General features: G+C 50.6%; 16 protein-coding genes. 4 read left to right on the top strand and 12 right to left on the bottom strand.

All coding sequences use genetic code 11. The annotated features are described in order from the left end of the window. Positions 1-101 precede the first annotated feature (101 nt). The 3 genes from IPN95_02190 to IPN95_02180 form a co-directional block, all read right to left on the bottom strand. The gene (locus IPN95_02190) at positions 102-866 is read right to left on the bottom strand and encodes a (S)-benzoin forming benzil reductase (GenBank protein ID MBK9448229.1); all 765 of its coding nucleotides are present in this window, start codon (positions 864-866) and stop codon (positions 102-104) included. A 107-nt stretch (positions 867-973) separates the two neighbouring features. Then, entirely contained in the window at positions 974-2314 is a 1341-nt protein-coding gene (locus tag IPN95_02185) for a dihydroorotase (GenBank protein ID MBK9448228.1), read from the bottom strand. Between the two features lie 87 nt (positions 2315-2401). Continuing rightward, positions 2402-3151 carry a phosphatase PAP2 family protein gene (locus IPN95_02180; GenBank protein ID MBK9448227.1) on the bottom strand — a complete coding sequence of 250 codons (750 nt, stop codon included), beginning with the start codon at positions 3149-3151 and terminating at the stop codon, positions 2402-2404. A gap of 309 nt (positions 3152-3460) precedes the next feature. Between IPN95_02180 and IPN95_02175 the strand changes: the two genes are divergently transcribed. Continuing rightward, complete coding sequence (locus tag IPN95_02175; GenBank protein MBK9448226.1) at positions 3461-3886, top strand: hypothetical protein; 426 nt, start codon at positions 3461-3463, stop codon at positions 3884-3886. 163 nt (positions 3887-4049) lie between these two features. Here IPN95_02175 and IPN95_02170 read toward each other — a convergent pair whose 3' ends face one another. Beyond that, positions 4050-4751, bottom strand: a complete 702-nt coding sequence (locus IPN95_02170; GenBank protein MBK9448225.1) for a hypothetical protein — start codon at positions 4749-4751, stop codon at positions 4050-4052. A gap of 414 nt (positions 4752-5165) precedes the next feature. On the opposite strand from IPN95_02170, the gene rplU reads away from it, so the two are divergent. From rplU to IPN95_02155, 3 genes are all read left to right on the top strand, one after another. Further along, positions 5166-5477: a 50S ribosomal protein L21 gene (gene rplU / locus IPN95_02165; GenBank protein MBK9448224.1), complete on the top strand. Its 312-nt coding sequence runs from the start codon at positions 5166-5168 to the stop codon at positions 5475-5477. Positions 5478-5495: 18 nt separating this feature from the next. Beyond that, positions 5496-5756 carry a 50S ribosomal protein L27 gene (gene rpmA / locus IPN95_02160; GenBank protein MBK9448223.1) on the top strand — a complete coding sequence of 87 codons (261 nt, stop codon included), beginning with the start codon at positions 5496-5498 and terminating at the stop codon, positions 5754-5756. 161 nt (positions 5757-5917) lie between these two features. Next, the gene (locus tag IPN95_02155; GenBank protein MBK9448222.1) at positions 5918-9247 is read left to right on the top strand and encodes a S8 family serine peptidase; all 3330 of its coding nucleotides are present in this window, start codon (positions 5918-5920) and stop codon (positions 9245-9247) included. On the opposite strand, the gene IPN95_02150 is transcribed toward IPN95_02155, so the two are convergent. The 8 genes from IPN95_02150 to topA all read right to left on the bottom strand — a co-directional run bounded on the left by IPN95_02150 (position 9234) and on the right by topA (position 18850). Then, positions 9234-10364, bottom strand: coding sequence for an acyltransferase (locus tag IPN95_02150; protein MBK9448221.1), 1131 nt, complete (start codon positions 10362-10364; stop codon positions 9234-9236). The genes IPN95_02155 and IPN95_02150 overlap by 14 nt on opposite strands. A 79-nt stretch (positions 10365-10443) precedes the next feature. Next, complete coding sequence (locus IPN95_02145) at positions 10444-10758, bottom strand: hypothetical protein (protein ID MBK9448220.1); 315 nt, start codon at positions 10756-10758, stop codon at positions 10444-10446. 68 nt (positions 10759-10826) lie between these two features. Next, positions 10827-11819 (bottom strand): GDP-mannose 4,6-dehydratase, encoded by a 993-nt coding sequence (locus tag IPN95_02140; protein ID MBK9448219.1) that lies wholly within the window; start codon positions 11817-11819, stop codon positions 10827-10829. Between the two features lie 47 nt (positions 11820-11866). Then, positions 11867-14143, bottom strand: coding sequence for a polyribonucleotide nucleotidyltransferase (gene pnp / locus IPN95_02135; GenBank protein MBK9448218.1), 2277 nt, complete (start codon positions 14141-14143; stop codon positions 11867-11869). Between the two features lie 49 nt (positions 14144-14192). Beyond that, positions 14193-14468, bottom strand: coding sequence for a 30S ribosomal protein S15 (rpsO, locus tag IPN95_02130; GenBank protein ID MBK9448217.1), 276 nt, complete (start codon positions 14466-14468; stop codon positions 14193-14195). 122 nt (positions 14469-14590) lie between these two features. Continuing rightward, complete coding sequence (locus IPN95_02125) at positions 14591-15553, bottom strand: radical SAM protein (protein ID MBK9448216.1); 963 nt, start codon at positions 15551-15553, stop codon at positions 14591-14593. A 24-nt stretch (positions 15554-15577) separates the two neighbouring features. Continuing rightward, the gene (locus IPN95_02120; protein MBK9448215.1) at positions 15578-16420 is read right to left on the bottom strand and encodes an acetyl-CoA carboxylase carboxyltransferase subunit beta; all 843 of its coding nucleotides are present in this window, start codon (positions 16418-16420) and stop codon (positions 15578-15580) included. Positions 16421-16522: 102 nt separating this feature from the next. Beyond that, positions 16523-18850, bottom strand: a complete 2328-nt coding sequence (gene topA / locus IPN95_02115) for a type I DNA topoisomerase (protein ID MBK9448214.1) — start codon at positions 18848-18850, stop codon at positions 16523-16525. Between the last annotated feature and the right edge of the window lie 7 nt (positions 18851-18857).

The raw sequence follows: 18857 nt of genomic DNA, 5'->3' as shown, positions 1-18857 counted from the left end.
CGCAAAAAAGACACGATCCCCGCCGCAAGGTTGCAGCAGGCACCTGATTCAAATCAAAGGAAATTCGGAGGGAGAATCAACAAGTTTTTGATGCGCGAAACTCAAATAAAGTCGTTGATATGCAGCACCGTCTGATCACCGTAGCTGGACATGGACAACAAACTCAGGATTTGTTCCGCCACAAAATCGGCCTCGAGCAATCGGCCCTTCTCCTTCATGTCGAGGAAACGCGCCAACTCAGGGAAATTCTCTGGATTCGCGTTGCGGATCTCTTGCTGCATTTCAGTATTGACAACGCCCGGTGCGAAGGAAACGACCTTAACAGGGTTTTTGGCATGCTTTTGTTCGTCGACCAAGCAACGTGTGAACATTTCCAAACCCGCCTTCGCCGCACAGTAGGCACTCCAACCTTCGACCGTATGCGAGGCTGCCCCCGAACTCAAATTCATGATCTTGCGCGGAACCGTCCAGCTTTCGGTTTCCCTTACGAAACGGTCGGTGATGAGCATGGCCGATGTCAGGTTCACGTTGATCGAACGCGAAATCTTTTCGGAGGCGTCGGGTTCACCGATCAAACGGATCGGGTGAATGATCCCCGCATTGTTGACCAACACGATTTCCTCGACATCGTCGGGATCGATGCTGCGGAAAATATCACCCATCATCTCATGGATTTTGCCCGTGTCGTTGAGGTCGATGGCGATGTCGCGCATCGGCCAATGTTTGACGTGTGCCTCGGTCGACAACCGCGGATTTTGATTTCGGGAAATGCAAAACAGCACATTTCCATTGCCCAAAACCTGCTTGGCAAGTGCCTCACCGATGCCGCGTGAAGTTCCCGTGATGATGTAGTATTTTCTTTTCATGAATTTTCCGTCAATGCTGAGTCTGGCGAAATTAAGCAATCATTTCTGAATAATGGCCTTTTGGAATGCAGCTGCGAATGCGAATTTCAGCGCTTCGGCATGGTTTTCTAGCGATCAAATGTCAGGCGCATGCCCAACTTTGAATCGTCCAACAACCCATCACGGTAAGCCAAATGCCCGCTTACCCAGGTATGGGTCACCGAGGCGGGCAGCTTCTCCCCTTCCAATGGCGACCAACCACATTTATATAATGTGTTTTCGCGGGTGACCGTCCATGGACGGTTTTCATCCACGAGCACCAAATCCGCCCAATAGCCTTCGCGAATGTAACCGCGTTCGTGGAGTTGAAAGCATTCGGCAGGTGCATGGCTCATTTTCCGTACGACATCTTCCAACGAAATCTTCCCTTCCTTCCAAAATCGCAGCATCACCGGCAAGGCATGTTGCACCAAGGGGCCGCCTGATGGCGCTTTGGTATAGGAATGCAGTTTTTCGTCGAGCGTATGCGGGGCATGGTCTGTGGCGATGATGTCCAACCGGTCGTCGAGCAAAGCCTCCCAAATCGCTGCCCGGTCCTCGGAAGTCTTCACCGCCGGATTCCATTTGATCAGATTGCCTTTGGTTGCGTACCAGCTTGAATCAAAAAACAGGTGGTGGATGCAGACTTCGGCGGTTATTTTTTTCTCCTTCAGGGGAATGTCATTGCGAAACAACGCCAATTCATCGGCCGTGGAGATGTGCAACACGTGCAAACGCGTTCCAAACGACTTTGCCAGGGCCACAGCCTCTGACGAACTTGCATAGCAGGCCTCAGCTGAACGAATGACGGGGTGCTCCATCACCGGAATGTCGTCGACGCCATGGAATGCAAGTGCTTCAGCAAGGTTCCTGCGAATGATTTCCTCTTTTTCGCAGTGGGTAGCGACGAGCATCGGGGCATTGCGGAAGATGCCTTCGAGGACTTTGTGGTCATCGACGAGCATGTCGCCGGTGCTGCTGCCCATGAATACCTTGATGCCGCAAACCGTTTTCGGATCGGTTTTCAGGACTTCATCCAAGTTGTGGTTGGCCGCGCCCATGAAAAACGAATAATTGGCGATGGACCGCGCCGCGCCGATCGCGTACTTTGCGGTCAGCAATTCCTGCGTCAGCGTCTGCGGATTGGTATTGGGCATCTCCATGAAACTCGTGATGCCGCCCGCGACGGCTGCGCGGCTCTCGGTGAAGATGTCCGCTTTGTGCGTGAGCCCGGGTTCACGGAAATGCACTTGGTCGTCGATCACACCGGGCAAGAGGTATTTGCCTTTGGCATCCACTTCCAAGACATTTTCTTGATTGGCGATCGAGGGGGCAATTTTGGCGATACGGCCATTGTCGATGAGAAGATCGCCTTCGAAAATCTTGCCCTCGTTGACGATGCGGGCATTTTTGATGATGGTTTTGGACATGGGGCAAAATTACGGACGACGAGACGCCAAAACAAGATTTGCTTGTTTCACCTTTTGCACTTTTTCGAACCCCAACTTGAGTTAGCCTTAAAACCCGAAATTCACCACTACCCCGCTCCCGCCCTTCCAGAAACTGGGTGTGACCGACAGGGTGCGGGCGACGTTGTTGCGGTGCAGACGTGGTACAAGGTACCCAACTGCCGCACCGACGGCGTAGCCGGTGAGGACATCACTCAAAAAATGCTTGCCTGCGCGTACGCGCAGGTAGCCGATGCCCGCGGGCGCGAGCGCAGCGACCGTCCATACCCATGGGCGAAGCTTGCTTTGGGGAAAATAATCGTGGAAGAGCTTGGCCCCGAAGAAACATGCCGTCGCAGAAAATGCGGTATGACCAGAAAAAAAGGAAAGCCGTCCGTCGTCAGCCAATCGTTCGTCGAGCGGCGCCGCGGTACCATATAGATAAGGTCTCGTGCGCTGGGCAAGTCCCTTGGTGGTGTTGACGAGGCCGTAGGCCGTGAGTCCGGCTTCAGAGGCCATCAAGGCGATTTTGAGAAAGTCGCGCCGCGGTTCACGGGCTGCAAAAATGGCCACGGGAGCTGCGAATGCAAGTCCGACGCCAATATTGCTGGCCCGTCCGGCTTTTGGCCGCCAATCACCGGCGTTCCAACGGTCAAATGCTGGGATGGCGTTTGGATCGAGCAGAGCAAGGTCAGCTGCCGTAAATCCCTCCACACGATGCTCGACATACCATCCTGCCCCTGCGAAAACAGCGGTCAAGGGTGCTGCCCAAGCTTCGGCGCGCGCAATGCGGTAGGGACTCGGATTTTCCTGAGCCATCGCATTCGTCAGCGAGAAAACGAAAAGGATAAAAAAACACTGGATCAACTTCACAAGCACAAATGACATATATATAATGGAGTTCTCCAACGCTACGTTGCGGGATTCATCGTGAAATCGAGCCTTCAAAACATGTTAAGCCTCCAAGAACAACTCTCCACTTTCCTCTCTCCACTCTCCACCAAAGGATCCTGGTGAATCAAAACCAACCCAGAATGTGGATAGCCGTTCAGCCTCAAAATTTGTCCATTAAAGCATTCGAAGGAGCGAAAACTTGAATTTCCCAACAAAAACAATGAAATTGAACCCATGAAACGATTGGTCCCATTCTTTTTGATTTGCTTTGTTGCCTTCGCTGCTTCCAAGACCATTGCACAAACGACAAGTGTGCAGATTTTGGCAAATTCCAAGGAAGTCACTGGAAATCTGGTGCTTGAGGGGACGCAGCGACTGACATTTATCGTTCACGAATCCGTGGTTGGAGACGAAGCACCTGCCTATGAGTTTGGAGCCATTCAATTGATTCCCAACGATGGTAGTGCATCTGTCGTGTTGCGCGCAGCAACTGTCGAAAACAAGACGAATTCGGTTTATTCATTGAGGCAGAACCTTTTGCAGACTTATCCCCAGGGATTCAAAATTAGAATGGATGGGGTCAAGGCGGTTTTCGAAAACAAAAGGGTCCCACTTGCAATCAACGCTTCGCAATTGGAAATCAAGGTATTGCCCAAATAATCCCAACCTTTCCGCACCATTTTTTCCCAGATCTCGGCAAACGGATCCGTTCGCAGCATGCACGTGCGCATTCTAGATGCGTCCAATTGGCAACCCCTTTTTAGAAGGAGCTAGATCAACCAAAAGCATCCGTTCAGCGTTTTGGGTAGCCATTCAGCAATGCCTATTCCTTGATCAGCGGAATGAAAATTTCAAATTTGGGTGCAAAACCTCTGAATTCTGGAAAGAAGAAGTTGGATTGATAGGCTTGATTGAGCTGTATTTCCAAAGTAGGAACGAATCTCACGCCAAATCCACTTGGCAACTTGTATTGAAGGCTAATCCCAAAATCTAGCCCGAAGAAGGACTTTGTGAAAAAGTCATTGAATGAAACGTATTTGCGGGTCTCGGGCAATTTCCTGCGCGATTGCGCCAACTTACCCAATACGAAATCCATGGTTCCGGCTACCGAAAATCCATCTTTGATATTCGTTCCAATTTCGACCCCAAATCGTCCGGCGACATACCGAGCCTGAATTTGCGTCCATCCCTCCGGATAGCCATTCACCGAATCCGCTGCAAAAAACACCCTCGCCCCTTTTGGCATCCATCCCAGCCCCAGTCGCAGTCCGAATCTTTCACTTGGGCTATAACGCAGGCGGAGCGAACCCTGTGACATCAGCGCCACTTTGTATCCGCGCGTGATCGTGGCCTCACGAAGGGTGATGGTTTCAAAGCTGTGGGCTCCGTCTGCACCTAGATATATCTGTGCATCGGCGGATAAAAACAGGATCTTCAGGAAAAGGATCAAGGCTCCAGCATGGCGAAAGCGTAGCAAGAAAGGGGTGATTTGGAAGGCGCGCATGACCAAATATAGCAATTCCACAGAGAATTCCCGTTGGTGAACACCTTTAGAAGCTCTAATATTCCAAAAAATCATCCTTCAGCCGAATTACTTTAAGTATTGTTCCGCTGAAGTTGCAAACAATCAAACACCCAATCCAAAACACGGGAGTTTCAAATTGAAGCGCAGAAAGCGGGCAGATTTAAACCCATATACACCTCAATATCAGCGTAAAATGCGGAAAATTACGAATACTCATTGGAAGAATGGGTGAAGGCGAACAACAAATCCCCAGCCAACTATGTCCTGAATTCTATGCAGCAATCCTTTCGCTCTGTTGACAAAGACCACCTCTAAAAGGGTCTGACTTGAAAAAAAGTGAATCAAGGGCTTGCATGAATAAAATCAATGCTTAACTTTGCCACTCCTTTTGAATTTAGACGACAAGAGTTCACAATGTACGCGATTGTAAATATCCAAGGACAGCAATTCAAGGTTGAAAAAAACCAGCAGCTGTTTGTCCACCGCCTTCCCAACGCCGAAGGCGAATCCATTTCCACATCGGAAGTGCTGTTGGTTGACAACCTCGGCGCCGTTAAGGTGGGTACCCCTGTCGTAAGTGGTGCCTCTGTGAGCTTCAAAGTGCTCTCACACCTCAAAGGCGACAAAGTCATCGTTTTCAAGAAGAAGCGCCGCAAGGGCTATCAGAAGAAAAACGGTCACCGCCAACAGTTTTCCAAAATTCAAATTGAATCCATCAATAACTGAAACGGGAGCATATAAGTCATGGCACATAAAAAAGGTGTAGGTAGTTCCAAAAACGGACGCGAATCCCATAGCAAGCGCCTCGGCGTTAAGAAATTTGGTGGCGAAGTCGTGATCCCAGGCAATATCATCGTTCGTCAGCGCGGAACACGTTTCCATGCAGGTGTCGGTGTAGGCGTAGGCAAGGATCATACCTTGTTTGCTCAAATGGACGGCGTGGTGAAATTCATCACCGGCAAAAATGACCGCAAGTTTGTGCATGTTGTGACGGCTGAAGCCTGATCAATTCGCTCAACTAAGCAATAACAGAATCCCCTCCAACGAGGGGATTTTTGTGTTTACAGCCGACAGACTTTCGCTATGCGTTTCCATCGTCCTTCAATTTACTTGTATAAACAATCATCTATCCCTATTTTTAAGCAATAGCATATCCAAGGCGTTGTATGAAGAATATTTGCGTTGCCACTCTCGTTTTCTTGCTGCTTCTCCCCTGCCTGACCGTTGCGCAGGGCAATGCTTCCCTCCATTCCAAACGGAAAGCATTTCAACTACCTGCAGGCATTGGACCTGAAGATTATTGGCAATCCAAAATCATCTTCAAAGTCAAGGAACAATACCGGTCGGCATGTTCGGAAAATCAGGTGGCAATTCCTGCGTTGGATCTTTATACCCGTGAGCTTCAAGCTACGGGAATTCAGAAGTCATTCCCCAAGTCGGCACCGCCAAGCGAATCCTTCAACGTCCTTGGAGAACGACTCGCGGACCTCAGCCTGATCTACGAATTGGATTATTCCTTACAGATTGGCATCGAGGATGCGGTCAACCTCCTGCTTGAAACGGGTATCGTTGAATATGCCGAGCCTTCCTACGTTTACAAACCGTTGTTTGATCCCAATGACCCCGATACGGGTTCACAGTATTACCTGAATTTGATCCATGCACGGGAAGCTTGGGACATTAGCAAAGGGGACAGTTCCGTGGTCATTGGCATCATTGACACCGGGTGTTCCTATTTTCACCCGGACTACGCGCCAAAAATCAAATACAACTGGGCAGACCCCGCCGACGGACTCGACAATGACAATAACGGTTATGTCGACGATTACCGTGGATGGGACTTCGGAGGTGATATTTGGGGTTCTTATGGCGACAGCAGCGCCCAATGGGCCGGAATCGCAGCAGGATCCGACCACGGTGTGCTCGTCGGAGGAGCCGCGGCTGCCTTCACGAACAACGGACTCGATGTGGCTGCGATTGGGTTCAATTGCAAATTGCTACCCGTAAAGGTGTCTATCAACGAGAGTCCGCTGATTTACAGGGGCTACCAAGGCATCGTGTACGCTGCCGACATGGGCGTGGACATCATGAACCTGAGTTGGGGCGGCGGTGGAGGCGGTGAATGCCGGATGTGCGAGGAGGCAATTCGGTACGCAACGATCAACAAAGACGTGCTTGTGGTTGGCGCAGCCGGCAATACACCACAATACATCAATTTCTACCCTGCAAGTTATCCAAAAGTGCTTTCGGTCCCTGGAACGCAACAGAACGATGCCTACTGGTCCAGTAGCGCCAATTTCGGGTCTACCTTCAGCTATTTTGCCGATGTCTGCGCCCCATCGCGCGATATCAGGACCACCACAACTGACGTTGGCACTTACGTTGCAACGGGCACTTCTCTTGGTGCACCCATCGTCTGTGGCATCGCAGGATTGGTCAAAGAACACTTCCCCAACCTCAATATGCAGCAAGTGGGCCAAATGGTGAGAATGGGGGCTGATGAGAATGTCTACGTGCTCAATTCCAACAACCGGTTTGAACAAATGGGCAAGGGAAGGTCAGATGCACTGGGAGCACTGACCTATTCAGGGCCTGCGGTTCGTGCGGTCGAAGTGCTGTATGATACCGAAGACGGACAGTTGAATGCAGGTGACACGGTGGACGTTCGCGTGCGGTTCGCGAACTTTCTTGAACCCGTCAACAACCTTCAAATCACAGTTACAACTCCCAATTTTGGAGATTTTGAGATTGTGCATGGTTCCGCCTATGCGGGAACGGTCGGCACCTTGGACACCGTCAGTACTTGGGTTTGTCCGTTTAAAGTTGTGATCCGTTCTACAGCTGCCGTGGGGGTACTTGGCTATTTGAGGTTTGGGTACACAGGAAATGGCTACTCCGATTGGGAATATTACGGCATCAAGGTCCAACCGGCTTATGTCAATCTTGACGCCAATCGCATAGAAACCTCCGTCGATGGGCGAGGTCGGTGGGGATTTACGAGCTTTCCGGCCCTGAACAAAGGTTTGGGCTTGCTGGCGGATGGGGTCGGCAGCCTCATGAATGACGCTGGCTTTTTGGTAGGAAAGGATGCAAGCCATGTTTCCAACAACATTGAAAATGCCTTGGGTGGTGGCGACGTTCACTTCACGAATGTCGATCCGATTCAGAAAACGAATGGCGGGGTGCTCGCTGATGTGGAGGCCCAGACGACCTTCAGTGATGCAGGCGCCGGCGGAAACGCCATCGGCGTGAATGTCACACAGCGCAGCTATCAATGGAGCATGGAAGGCGATGACAACTACATTATCCAAGAATACACCCTCAAAAACACCACCGGTTCCACGCAGAATGGACTTTATGCAGGAATGTATTTTGACCTCGACGGATTCTGGCGCTCTCAAAACAGAAGTCATTATGACCCTGGTTCCCGCACCATCTACAACATGGATACCACGTGGGTGTCTCTCTGGGACATCGGCGTTTCGCTGCTTACTCCCGACAGTCTGCGAGGATTTGCCTGTAATACAACCACTTGGGGATATACTACAGCCGACAAGTGGGCAGCCTTGACGAGTCCGCCGACGGGTGCCGAATTGGGTCCAGCCAATGTGGCGCAATTTGCAGGGGCCGGCCCCTTCAGCATTGCAGCAGGTGACAGCCATGTCGTGGCCTTTGCGATTTTGCTGGGCGACAGTTTGCAAGGCATGCGCAACGCCCGTCAAGCAGCCTTCGACAAGTATTGGTGCGTGGTTCGTGGCGGAATGAATCCTCAGACCGATCTGGGACCTGACATTTTGAATTGCACCAATCCAAATTCGGTCACGCTTGACGCAGGCGCTGGATTCAACAGCTACCTCTGGAATACCGGGGCAACTTCGCAGACGATATCGGCTACGACCGGCGAGTATTGGGTCAAGACGACGAATGGCACGGGTTGCGAGGACTATGACCGCATTTCAGTGACGCTTAGCGCGGCAATTGGGCCAACCTATACGATAAACCCTACGCAAATATTCGTTGGAGATACCGTGACTTTTACCAGCACCAGCCCCGCTGCCATCGAATGGTGCTGGAACTGGGGCGATGGTTCCACGGAATGCCCAATCACGAGTACGGCCGTTCATGCCTTCACCCAACCAGGGGTTTACAATGTCTGCTTGACCGTTGGAAATGGAACCTGTGCTGTTACTGCTTGTTTTTCCGTCGTTGTCGATACGGTTGTGGGCATCGTTCATCCAATCGATTTGGGCAACCTGACGGTTTATCCCAATCCTGCAAAGGATAGGGTGAGGATTAAGCTGGAAAATGACTCCATGGGCGAAATCTCCATCTCCTTATCGGATGTGACAGGTCGCAAGCTGCTGGACGAAACACACCAAAAGCTTGACCACGTTTTGGAATCGACGATGAACCTGAGCAGCATTGCCGCAGGCATGTACATTCTCACCGTCCAAGATGGAGGCGGGATAAGGAGCAAAAAGATTATCGTCGAATAGCAGCTTCTGCTTCAGCAAAAAGAAGGTTCTTTTTCCTCAGAAACCAAGATTCATAAAACGTATAACTCGCCCAGGCAAGGGCCGAGAGCACAAAGCCATACACACAAAACTGAAGTATTCGGATGATGAGATTCTCCGAAAGTGGCCAAATCAATTCCATTGCAAGCAGCAGCGGCCAATGAAAAACATAAAGCCCAAACGAAATTTTCCCCAACCAGCGGGCGGGTCCCCATTCGGTGAATTTGCGGATCCAGAGACTTGGCCCACCGAATAAGACCAGGATCAGAAGGCCGCCGAAGGCCAGATAACCTGCGGTATAGCCCCAAATATGGAATCCATCCTCAACTGAATTCACCGGGAATCCAAGGTGGATTGGCATGGGAATTCCATTCGGTCCTATACTCAAGAAGAGTTGACGTACGATCACGGCAACGGCGGGAATCATCAATGCAAGTCCCCACCACATTGCCTTTCTCTTCCAGGGAGCATTCTTGGCCAAGGCGATCAAGGCGCCGATCGCAAAAGCATCCACCTGCCCAAATGGAAAATAATAGATAAGTTTCCCTTCCGAGGCGACGACGATTCCGAGACTCCTCACCCAATCCGGCTCGTAGAACCGAATAACCGGCGCAGCAAAAATCAACAACAAAACAATGACCGTCAGCCATTTTCTTGGCAACAGCCAAACCACCAATGGCCAAATGAGATAGTATTGCTCCTCCGTGGAGATGCTCCACAAAACATGAAACACCTGCTGCAGGCCTGCCTGATGCTCCAGTCCCATGTAAAAATTGTAGGTGAATGTCGCCAACCATGGGAATTGTTCGCCGACACCACTTGGCCAACCCGTGGCCAAATAAACCAGCGTCACCGCCAACACAAACCCAAAATACAAGGGGAAGATTCGAAGGAAACGCCGCCAATAGAACCTCCCTAAGTATGAGGAAAGCCGCATCTCCTTCGTTTCAAGCAACAAATTGGTGATCAAATACCCCGAAAGTGCAAAAAACAATCCGACGCCGAGCCAACCGAAGCGGAGCAGGCCAAAATGATAAGTCAGCACCAGAAAAATGGCGATTCCCCTAACTCCGTCCAAGGCCGGAATCTTCGTGTCCATCAAAAGTTGTCGTGTCGAACTCGCCATTCAGCAAATTGGTCCTCGCCGCAGCAATGAACCATTGCAAGATAGCAGCTTGTCAGTCCAAAATCTCCACGCGTTCGCCAATCGCAGAGACTTTTCCTTCCGCCGTAAGTCGCACGGAGCGCTTGAATTTCCGGACAGTATCCTCAGGGCTGTCGAGTCCGGACTCGTCCAACGATGTCAACTGGTATTCGAAGTTGAATTTGTAGTAGTCCCCGCCCCTGCCTGAGTAAAGAATCGGTTGTTCGGCTTTTGTTATTTCGAAATCGAAATGGACCAATTCCATTCCGGTTTCCTCTAAATGGGACTGCTCCTCTTCCCTGCTCACGACATCTTCTGCGATTTTGATGAGCGCTGCGTTTTCAAACATGGGCTGCATACATTTCGGAATGATCGAGATTCAATTTAACAGAAGAACAAACTACAAACTGCTCATTATCAAGCATGCATCAACGTACGCTTGCGTGCAATGACGTCGTCCAATATTCGGTCAAGGTCGTATTCGATTTCGAATCCGAGCGTTTCTTTGAGCAATCCGATATCGGCTGTACGACGCATCATGTCCTCAAATCCGCCTCCATAGGCCTCTTGGTAGCTGATATGCTTGAGCACGCTGTTACCGCCTGTTTTGGCAATAATGCGGGTCGCAAGTTCATTCATGGACACTTCGAATGGATTTCCGACGTTAAAGACCCTGCCAATCCCTTTTCCGGTATCCATCAGCCCGCGTACGGCCCGAATCGCGTCATTGACATGCAAAAAGCTGCGCTTTTGCTCTCCGGATCCAAAAACGAGCACTTCTTCACCACGCAACGCCTTTTCAACGAAGTTGGGAATCACCATGCCGAAATTGGAAAGTTGATCAGGTCCAACGGTATTGAAAAACCGCACAATGACGGCTTCGGTTCCAAATTGCTTGTAATAAGCCAATGCCAGGAATTCATCCATGGACTTGGTATTGGCGTAGGCCCAGCGATGATTTTGCGTCGAACCCTCGACGCGGTAATCGTCTTCCTTGAGCTTGCGCGAATGGGTCGGATCGAGCAGGTCCAAGCTACGGCCATAAACCTCTGAGGTAGAGGCCACCATCACCCGCTTCTTGAATTCATGCACAGCCTCCATGACATTGTCAATGCCCCGCACGTTGTCGAGGATCGTAATCACGGGATTGTCCATGATGTACTTCACCCCGACGGGGGCGGCCAAATGGTAGACATGGTCCGACCATTCGATCAATGCCCTCAAAGGATCGCGTTTTGCAACGGTCTCCTCGATAAACTCGAAGTTGGGTAACAAACGAAACGGATCGATATTCTCGATCCGTCCCGTGCATAAGTTATCCAAGACTTTGACTTCATGGCCCTCGGCGAGCAAACCTTTGACAAGATTTGAACCAATGAACCCTGCGCCACCTGTCACTAGTACACGCATTTGCTTTGCGATCTTACTGGAATTCTATTTCAAAAATTGGGTAGTGCTTAGCGACGGTCAAATCCGCCACCACCACGACGGTCTCCACCGCCACCACCACCGCCACGGCGATCACCACCACGGTCGTCACGACGGCCACCTCTGTCGCCACCACGATCACCGCCGCGTTCGCCACGCTCGCCACGTTCTGGACGCTCGACATAGCCTTCAGGCTTTGGCAACAGCGCCTTGGCGCTCAACCTGACCTTGCCAGACTTTTCATCGACACCCACAAGCTTCACTTCAATGTCCTGACCGACCTCAAGCACGCCGTCCATGGACGCGAGACGCTCGTAGGAAATCTCGGAGATGTGAAGCAAACCTTCCTTGCCAGGCATGTACTCGACGAATGCGCCAAAATCCTTGATGGATTTGACCTTCGCCATGTAGACTTCACCGATTTCAGGTTCTGCAACGATGTTTTTGATCATCTTACGCGCAGCTTCCAAGCTTTTCAACTCCGTTGAATAGATGGTTACGACGCCTTTGTTGCCGATTTCCTCGATGTTGATCGTGGCTCCGGTAACACGCTGCATTTCCTGAATGATCTTTCCACCTGGGCCGATCACCGCACCGATCATATCGTTGGGGATTTCGATCACCTCGATGCGTGGCGCATAAGGAGACAATTCCTTCTTAGGCTCAGGGATCACTTTCAACATCTCTTGCAAGATGTGGGCGCGCCCTGCTTTGCTTTGCTCAAGTGCTGTGCGGACGATATCGTAGCTCAGGCCACGAATCTTGATGTCCATCTGGCAAGCGGTGAGTCCATTGGTGGTGCCTGCGACTTTGAAGTCCATGTCACCGATGAAATCCTCGTCACCCAAGATATCGCTCAAAACAGCAAACTCGCCGGTCTTTTTATCGGTGATCAAGCCCATCGCAATGCCGGAAACCGGGCGAATGACTGGAACACCTGCATCCATCAACGACATACAACCACCGCAAACGGAGGCCATCGAGCTGGAACCATTGGATTCGAGAATATCAGAAACGATACGTACCGTGTAGTCGTATCCTTCTGGCATCATCATTTTGAGTGCACGCTCAGCAAGGTTACCGTGACCGATTTCGCGACGGCCTGGACCGCGCAAAGGCTTGGATTCACCTGTGCTGAATGGAGGGAAGTTATAGTGGAGGATGAAACGCTTTTTGCCCTCTTCCGTCACGCGGTCGATGGTCTGCTCATCCAATTTGGTACCCAAAGTGGTGGTACAAAGGCTTTGCGTTTCACCACGGGTGAAAATCGCGCTGCCGTGGCTGCGTGGCAGATAGCCGACTTCGCCCCAAATTGGACGGATGTCTGCAAGACCACGTCCATCCAAGCGCATACGCTCTTTCAAAGCTTTGCCACGAACCACATCTTTTTGGGCGTTTTTGAACACCAGTCCAGCGTGGTTCTTGATTTTGGTCAATTCGTCTTTGTCGGTGATGCCTTCGCTCATCGCCTCGATCATCTCCTTTTTAATCGCGTCGATCTGCGCACTCCGCTCCTGCTTAGGGGCGAGTGAGTCAGTCACCACACGAATTTTGTCGGTGACAAGGGCGGTTGCCTTGGCGACAAATTCAGGGGTTGGATCGTAGGTATCGTAGGGGCGGATCGTCAGGCCAAGTTCAGCGCGGAGCTGATCTTGTACTGCATTCATGGCACGGCAAGACTCGTGACCGGCGATCATGCCGTTCAAGAGGGTTTCTTCAGAAACTTCCTTCATCTCACCTTCCACCATCATGATCGAGTCATTGGTGCAAGCGACGATGATGTCCATTTCCAAACCGGCCATTTCGCTACGGGTAGGATTGATGATGAACTTGCCATCTTTCAAGCCAACACGCACTTCAGAAACTGCATCAGGAAAAGGAATATCGCTTACCATGATGGCTGCACTTGCTGCGAAGCAGGCCAAGCCGTCGGCTTGTTCTTCTTCATCAGCAGAAATCAGCTGCACCATCACTTGCACTTCTGCGTGATAGTCATCTGGGAAAAGCGGACGCAAGGCACGGTCAATCAACCGGGAAGTGAGGATTTCACTTTCGCCCAAGCGGCCTTCGCGTTTGAAGAAGCCACCTGGAATTTTGCCAGCAGCTGCAAAGTTTTCCTTGTATTCCACGGTAAGTGGGAGGAAATCAACGTCTTTGGTTTCTTTGGAGGAAACCACAGTCGCCAACAGCATGGTATCACCACAACGCACGACAACGGCGCCGTCTGCCTGTCTGGCAAGACGACCCGTCTCAATATGAATCTCCTTGCCGTTGGGCAAAGTGATCGTCTTCACTATATGTGCCATTCGATTTTAACTTCGTTGAACTTGGGAGGTACTAAAAAAGAAAAAGGAATTACTTCCTAATTCCCAATTCTTTGATGACGGCACGGTAACGCACGATGTCGTTTTTCATCAAATAGTTCAACAACCGTCTTCTCTTACCTACCAAGCGAAGCAATCCTGCACGGGTGCTAACGTCTTTCTTGTGAGCCTTGAGGTGATCCGTGAGGTGATTGATCCTGAATGTAAACAGGGCAATTTGGGATTCTGGCGAACCGGTTTCAGTCACTACTTGACCGTGGCCGTATTTGCCGAAAATTTCTTTTTTGATCTCAGTATTGAGGTACATACGTCTTTACGTCTAAAATTCTTACTTTTTATTCGAACGGCAAATATAGGGAGATTGGATTATAATCCAAAAAGTTTTTCACCTTTCTCTCATTCACATTCTGCACAGATGTCGAGTTTCTGCTACGCATAGACCCATTTTTCCAATGCATACTTAAGGGTAGAAACCGCTGATTTCAGAAAATACGGGCCTGTTTCAACGGCCATGGAGGGTTCCATATAGCAATTCACGACACAGCCCTGACAACCAGGCAACCGGCCTTCTTCTGCAATTTGGGACTGAATTTCCTGGCTTTTCCACAATTCAAAAAGCCTCCCTGCAATGGGAACTTGTTTTAATCCCAAGTGATAACAAGGCAAAACCAATTCATTTTCCGGGCTGATCACGATTGTTGTGCTGCCAGCCTTGCATATTGGATCATTGATTTGGTTCCCTCCGCGCTTGCGAAGGTCCAAAAATGCGGTATTCAGATAAATGCCAGGCTGCTTTGACCAATCATAAAGCGACTGAAGTGTGGCTTCATCCAGATTTTTCCCCACGGAATTGTATTCAAACATGGGATTGAGAATCACATGCAGCTTTTGCTCCTGTACATATTCCTGATACAAGGCAGGAATTTCCGCGACGTTCTCATCGGTGACTGTAAAAAGAATGTCGGGTTGCTCCCCAAGCTCCTGCGCAAGTGTGATGCTGCGCTGCAAATGGTCAAAACAATCGACGCCTCTCGAGGCATTGTGTTTTGCCCGGTCCACTGAATCCAGCGAAAAATGAAGCATATCCACCAATCCTTGAAGCCGCTCTGCATTTTTGGGATACAACAGCGTGTTGGTGGTGAGGGTGGTGATGAACCCCAAGGATTTTGCAATTCCCAACAAGTCCACGATCTGTCGATGAAGCAAAGGTTCGCCACCCGTGAAGTCGATGACCTTGACCCCGAGCTTCGCAAGATCAGTGAGGTTTTCCCTGGCATTTTCCAACGTGACATATGGAGAAGGCCTTTCCCAAATGTCACAGAAGCTGCAGGTCGCATTGCAGCGGTAGGTCACGTAATAATTGCAGAGTACCGGCTTTTTAAAAAGGCGCATGGCATTTCCCGGTGCTGATCAACGTTATTTCAAGAGTTTGATCAGGGTATAAAGCTTCTTTTTGAGGTCGCGTCGGTGACAAATAAAGTCGAGGAAGCCGTGCTGCAAAAGGAATTCGGACTTTTGGAAGCCCTTTGGAAGGTCCTTTCCAATCGTTTCCTTGATCACCCTTGGGCCGGCAAAGCCGATCAAGGCATTGGGTTCACCAATGTTGAAATCGCCCAGCATGGCAAAACTCGCAGTAACTCCCCCGGTTGTAGGATCCGTCAACAACGAAAAGAAGGGAATATGTGCATCGGCAAGTACGGAAAGCTTTGCACTGACTTTGGCCATTTGCATGAGGCTCAATGCACCTTCCATCATTCGCGCTCCACCACTTTTGGAGATGATAATCATGGGAATACGCTTCTCCAGGCAAATGTCGATTCCCCTTGAGATCGCCTCCCCCATCACGCTGCCCATGGATCCACCGATGAACCGGAAGTCCATACAAGCCACGACAACCGGCTCGTCCTCAATGACGCCTTCGGCGACACGGATAGCTTCCGGAAGATGGGTTTTTTCGATGGTTTCCTTGATCCTGTCAGGATATTTCTTGGAATCCTCGAAATCCAGCGGGTTTCCGGGGGCGAGATTAGCGAAATGAACCGTGAATGGATTGTCACCAAACAAGACACCGAAGTACTCGGCACTTCCGATCCGAAAATGGTAGTCGCATTCCGGGCAAACGTAATGATGCTCTTCCAACGAACGGTGATGGGTGGCCTTCTTGCATTCGGGGCATTTGGACCACATCCCATCGGGAGCTTCGGTTTTATCTTCGGTGCGGGTGAGAATCCCGTCCTTTACGCGTTTGAACCAACTCATATTTCAGATTCTATTCATCTAGAAACAGCAAAAATCGAAATTAAGGAACCTCAGCGGCTTTCTCAAGGATGTGCGGAACTTTACTACCGACAACGTTGCAGCTTATTTTCCTTTTTTAGCCCCTCTTGGCGCACGGCCTTTGGGCTTGTCCTTTTGCTCCTCAAAATATTTTTCACAATCCTCCAACGTAATTGACGCTGGTTCAATCCCTTTCGGAATTTTCAAGTTGGCGCCTTTCATCTTGATGTAAGGGCCAAACCTGCCGTTGAGTACCTGGATTTCAGGTGCAATTTCTTTGATCAGTTTATTTTTCTCTGCATTGCGCTTGTCGTCGATGACCTGCGCGGCACGCTCAAGCGTGATTTCGTAAGGGTCCTCCCCTTTTGGAATCGAGAAAAACTCCTTGCCCAGTTGGATGTAGGGTCCGAATCGGCCGATGTTGGCCTTCACTTTGAGCCCTTCCAATTCGCCGAGGTCGCGTGGCAGCTTGAACAGTTCCACGGCTTCGTCCAAGGTAATGGTGTCCAACAATTGATCCTTGCGCAGGCTTGCGTAGGTAGGTTTTGCACCTCCCTCGACGGTCTCGCCCATTTGGACGAAGGGCCCGTATCGACCGAATTTTGCAATCAAAGCCATTCCTGACTTCGGATGAACGCCCAATACGCGTTCCTTCCCAACTCTTGCTGCATTGTCCTTGGTATCTTTTACCGTTTCGGAAAAGTCGCCGTAGAAGCTGCTGATCATGTTGTTCCAGGTTTTGGTACCTAGCGCAATCTCATCAAATTCCTCTTCGACTTTGGCTGTAAACGAATAGTCAAGGACTTTGGGGAAGTTTTCGGTCAAAAAATCTGTCACAAGCATTCCCAAATCGCTCGGGAATAGCTTGGCCTTTTCAGCGCCAAATACTTCCTTTCCTTCTGTGCTTTTGATTTCGGCACCTTGGAGTTTGATCACCCTGAAGGTTCTTTCAAAGCCTTCGCGATTTTCCTTGGTGACGTATTCACGCTTTTGAATCGTCGAAATCGTAGGCGCAAACGTCGAAGGCCTTCCGATTCCCAACTCTTCGAGTTTCTTGACCAAGCTTGCCTCTGCATAGCGGGGCAAGTGCTTTGTAAACCGCTCCCTTGCAACAATTTCCGTCAGATTCAGGACTTGACCTTTGTTGATCGGAGGCAAAACACCGCTTCCGCCCTCTTCTTCCTCTTCGTCGTCCTGACTTTCCATGTACACCTTCAAAAAGCCGTCAAATTTGATGACTTCGCCGGTTGCGACAAGTTCTTCAGGGTTGGTGCTGATTCCGACGGTCACAGTGGTGCGCTCGGTGACGGCATCCGCCATCTGACTCGCGACCGTACGCTTCCAAATCAGGTCATACAACCGTTGTTCGTTGCGTTCACCGGAAATTTCTGAAGCTGCCATTTCCGAAGGACGGATGGCTTCGTGGGCTTCCTGTGCGCTCGAATTCTTGCTTTTGTACTGGCGCGCCTTATGGTATTCAGGGCCATACTTGCGTTTGATCACCTCCTCGGCTGCTGCGATGGCAAATCCGCTCAGGTTGACGCTATCGGTACGCATATAAGTAATGTGTCCCGCTTCGTAGAGGCTCTGCGCAACGCGCATGGTCTGCGAAACGCCAAAGCCGAGCTTGCGGCTCGCCTCCTGTTGCAAGGTCGAGGTGGTAAAAGGAGCGGCTGGCGAACGTTTGCCGGGTTTGGTTTCAAGTCCGGTGATGGTGAACGTTGCACCCACGCAGCTTTCAAGGAATTTCCTGACTTTTTCCTCTGCGACGTATTTTCCCCGGGTCTCGGCAAGCAACCGTTGACCGGCAGCAAGTCCAAATTCGGCGACGACTTTGAAAGTGCTTTCGGAGTTAAAGGCTTGGATTTCGCGTTCGCGTTCGACGATGAGCCTCACGGCGACCGATTGCACACGGCCTGCGCTCAGGCCTGTACGCACTTTGGACCAGAGGATTGGCGACAATTTGAAACCTACCAAGCGGTCGAGCACGCGGCGAGCCTGTTGTGCGTTGACGAGGTCGAGGTTGATGAGTCGCGGGTTGGCGACGGCATCGACGACGGCCTTTTTGGTGATCTCATTGAAAACCACACGTTTGGCAAGCTTGGTATCCAGTCCGAGGACTTCGGCGAGGTGCCAAGAAATGGCTTCCCCTTCGCGGTCCTCGTCAGTCGCCAACCATACGGTTTCCGCTTCCTTGGCCAATTGCTTCAGCTCTTTGATCACATCCTTTTTGTCAGGAAGGACGATGTATTTGGGTTCAAAGCCATGCTCAATGTCGATGGCGTCATCGGCTTTGGGGAGGTCACGTACGTGGCCATAGCTGGCCTTGACGACAAAATCGCTGCCGAGGTATTTCTCGATCGTCTTGGCCTTGGCAGGCGACTCGACAATCATGAGGTTCTTTTTGGCCATGTACTAA

It is taken from the genome of Bacteroidota bacterium, assembly GCA_016718825.1.
Classification (GTDB): domain Bacteria; phylum Bacteroidota; class Bacteroidia; order J057; family JADKCL01; genus JADKCL01.
The sequence above is the reverse complement of the archived record's forward strand: the minus strand, read 5'-3'. Positions and strand labels throughout refer to the sequence as shown.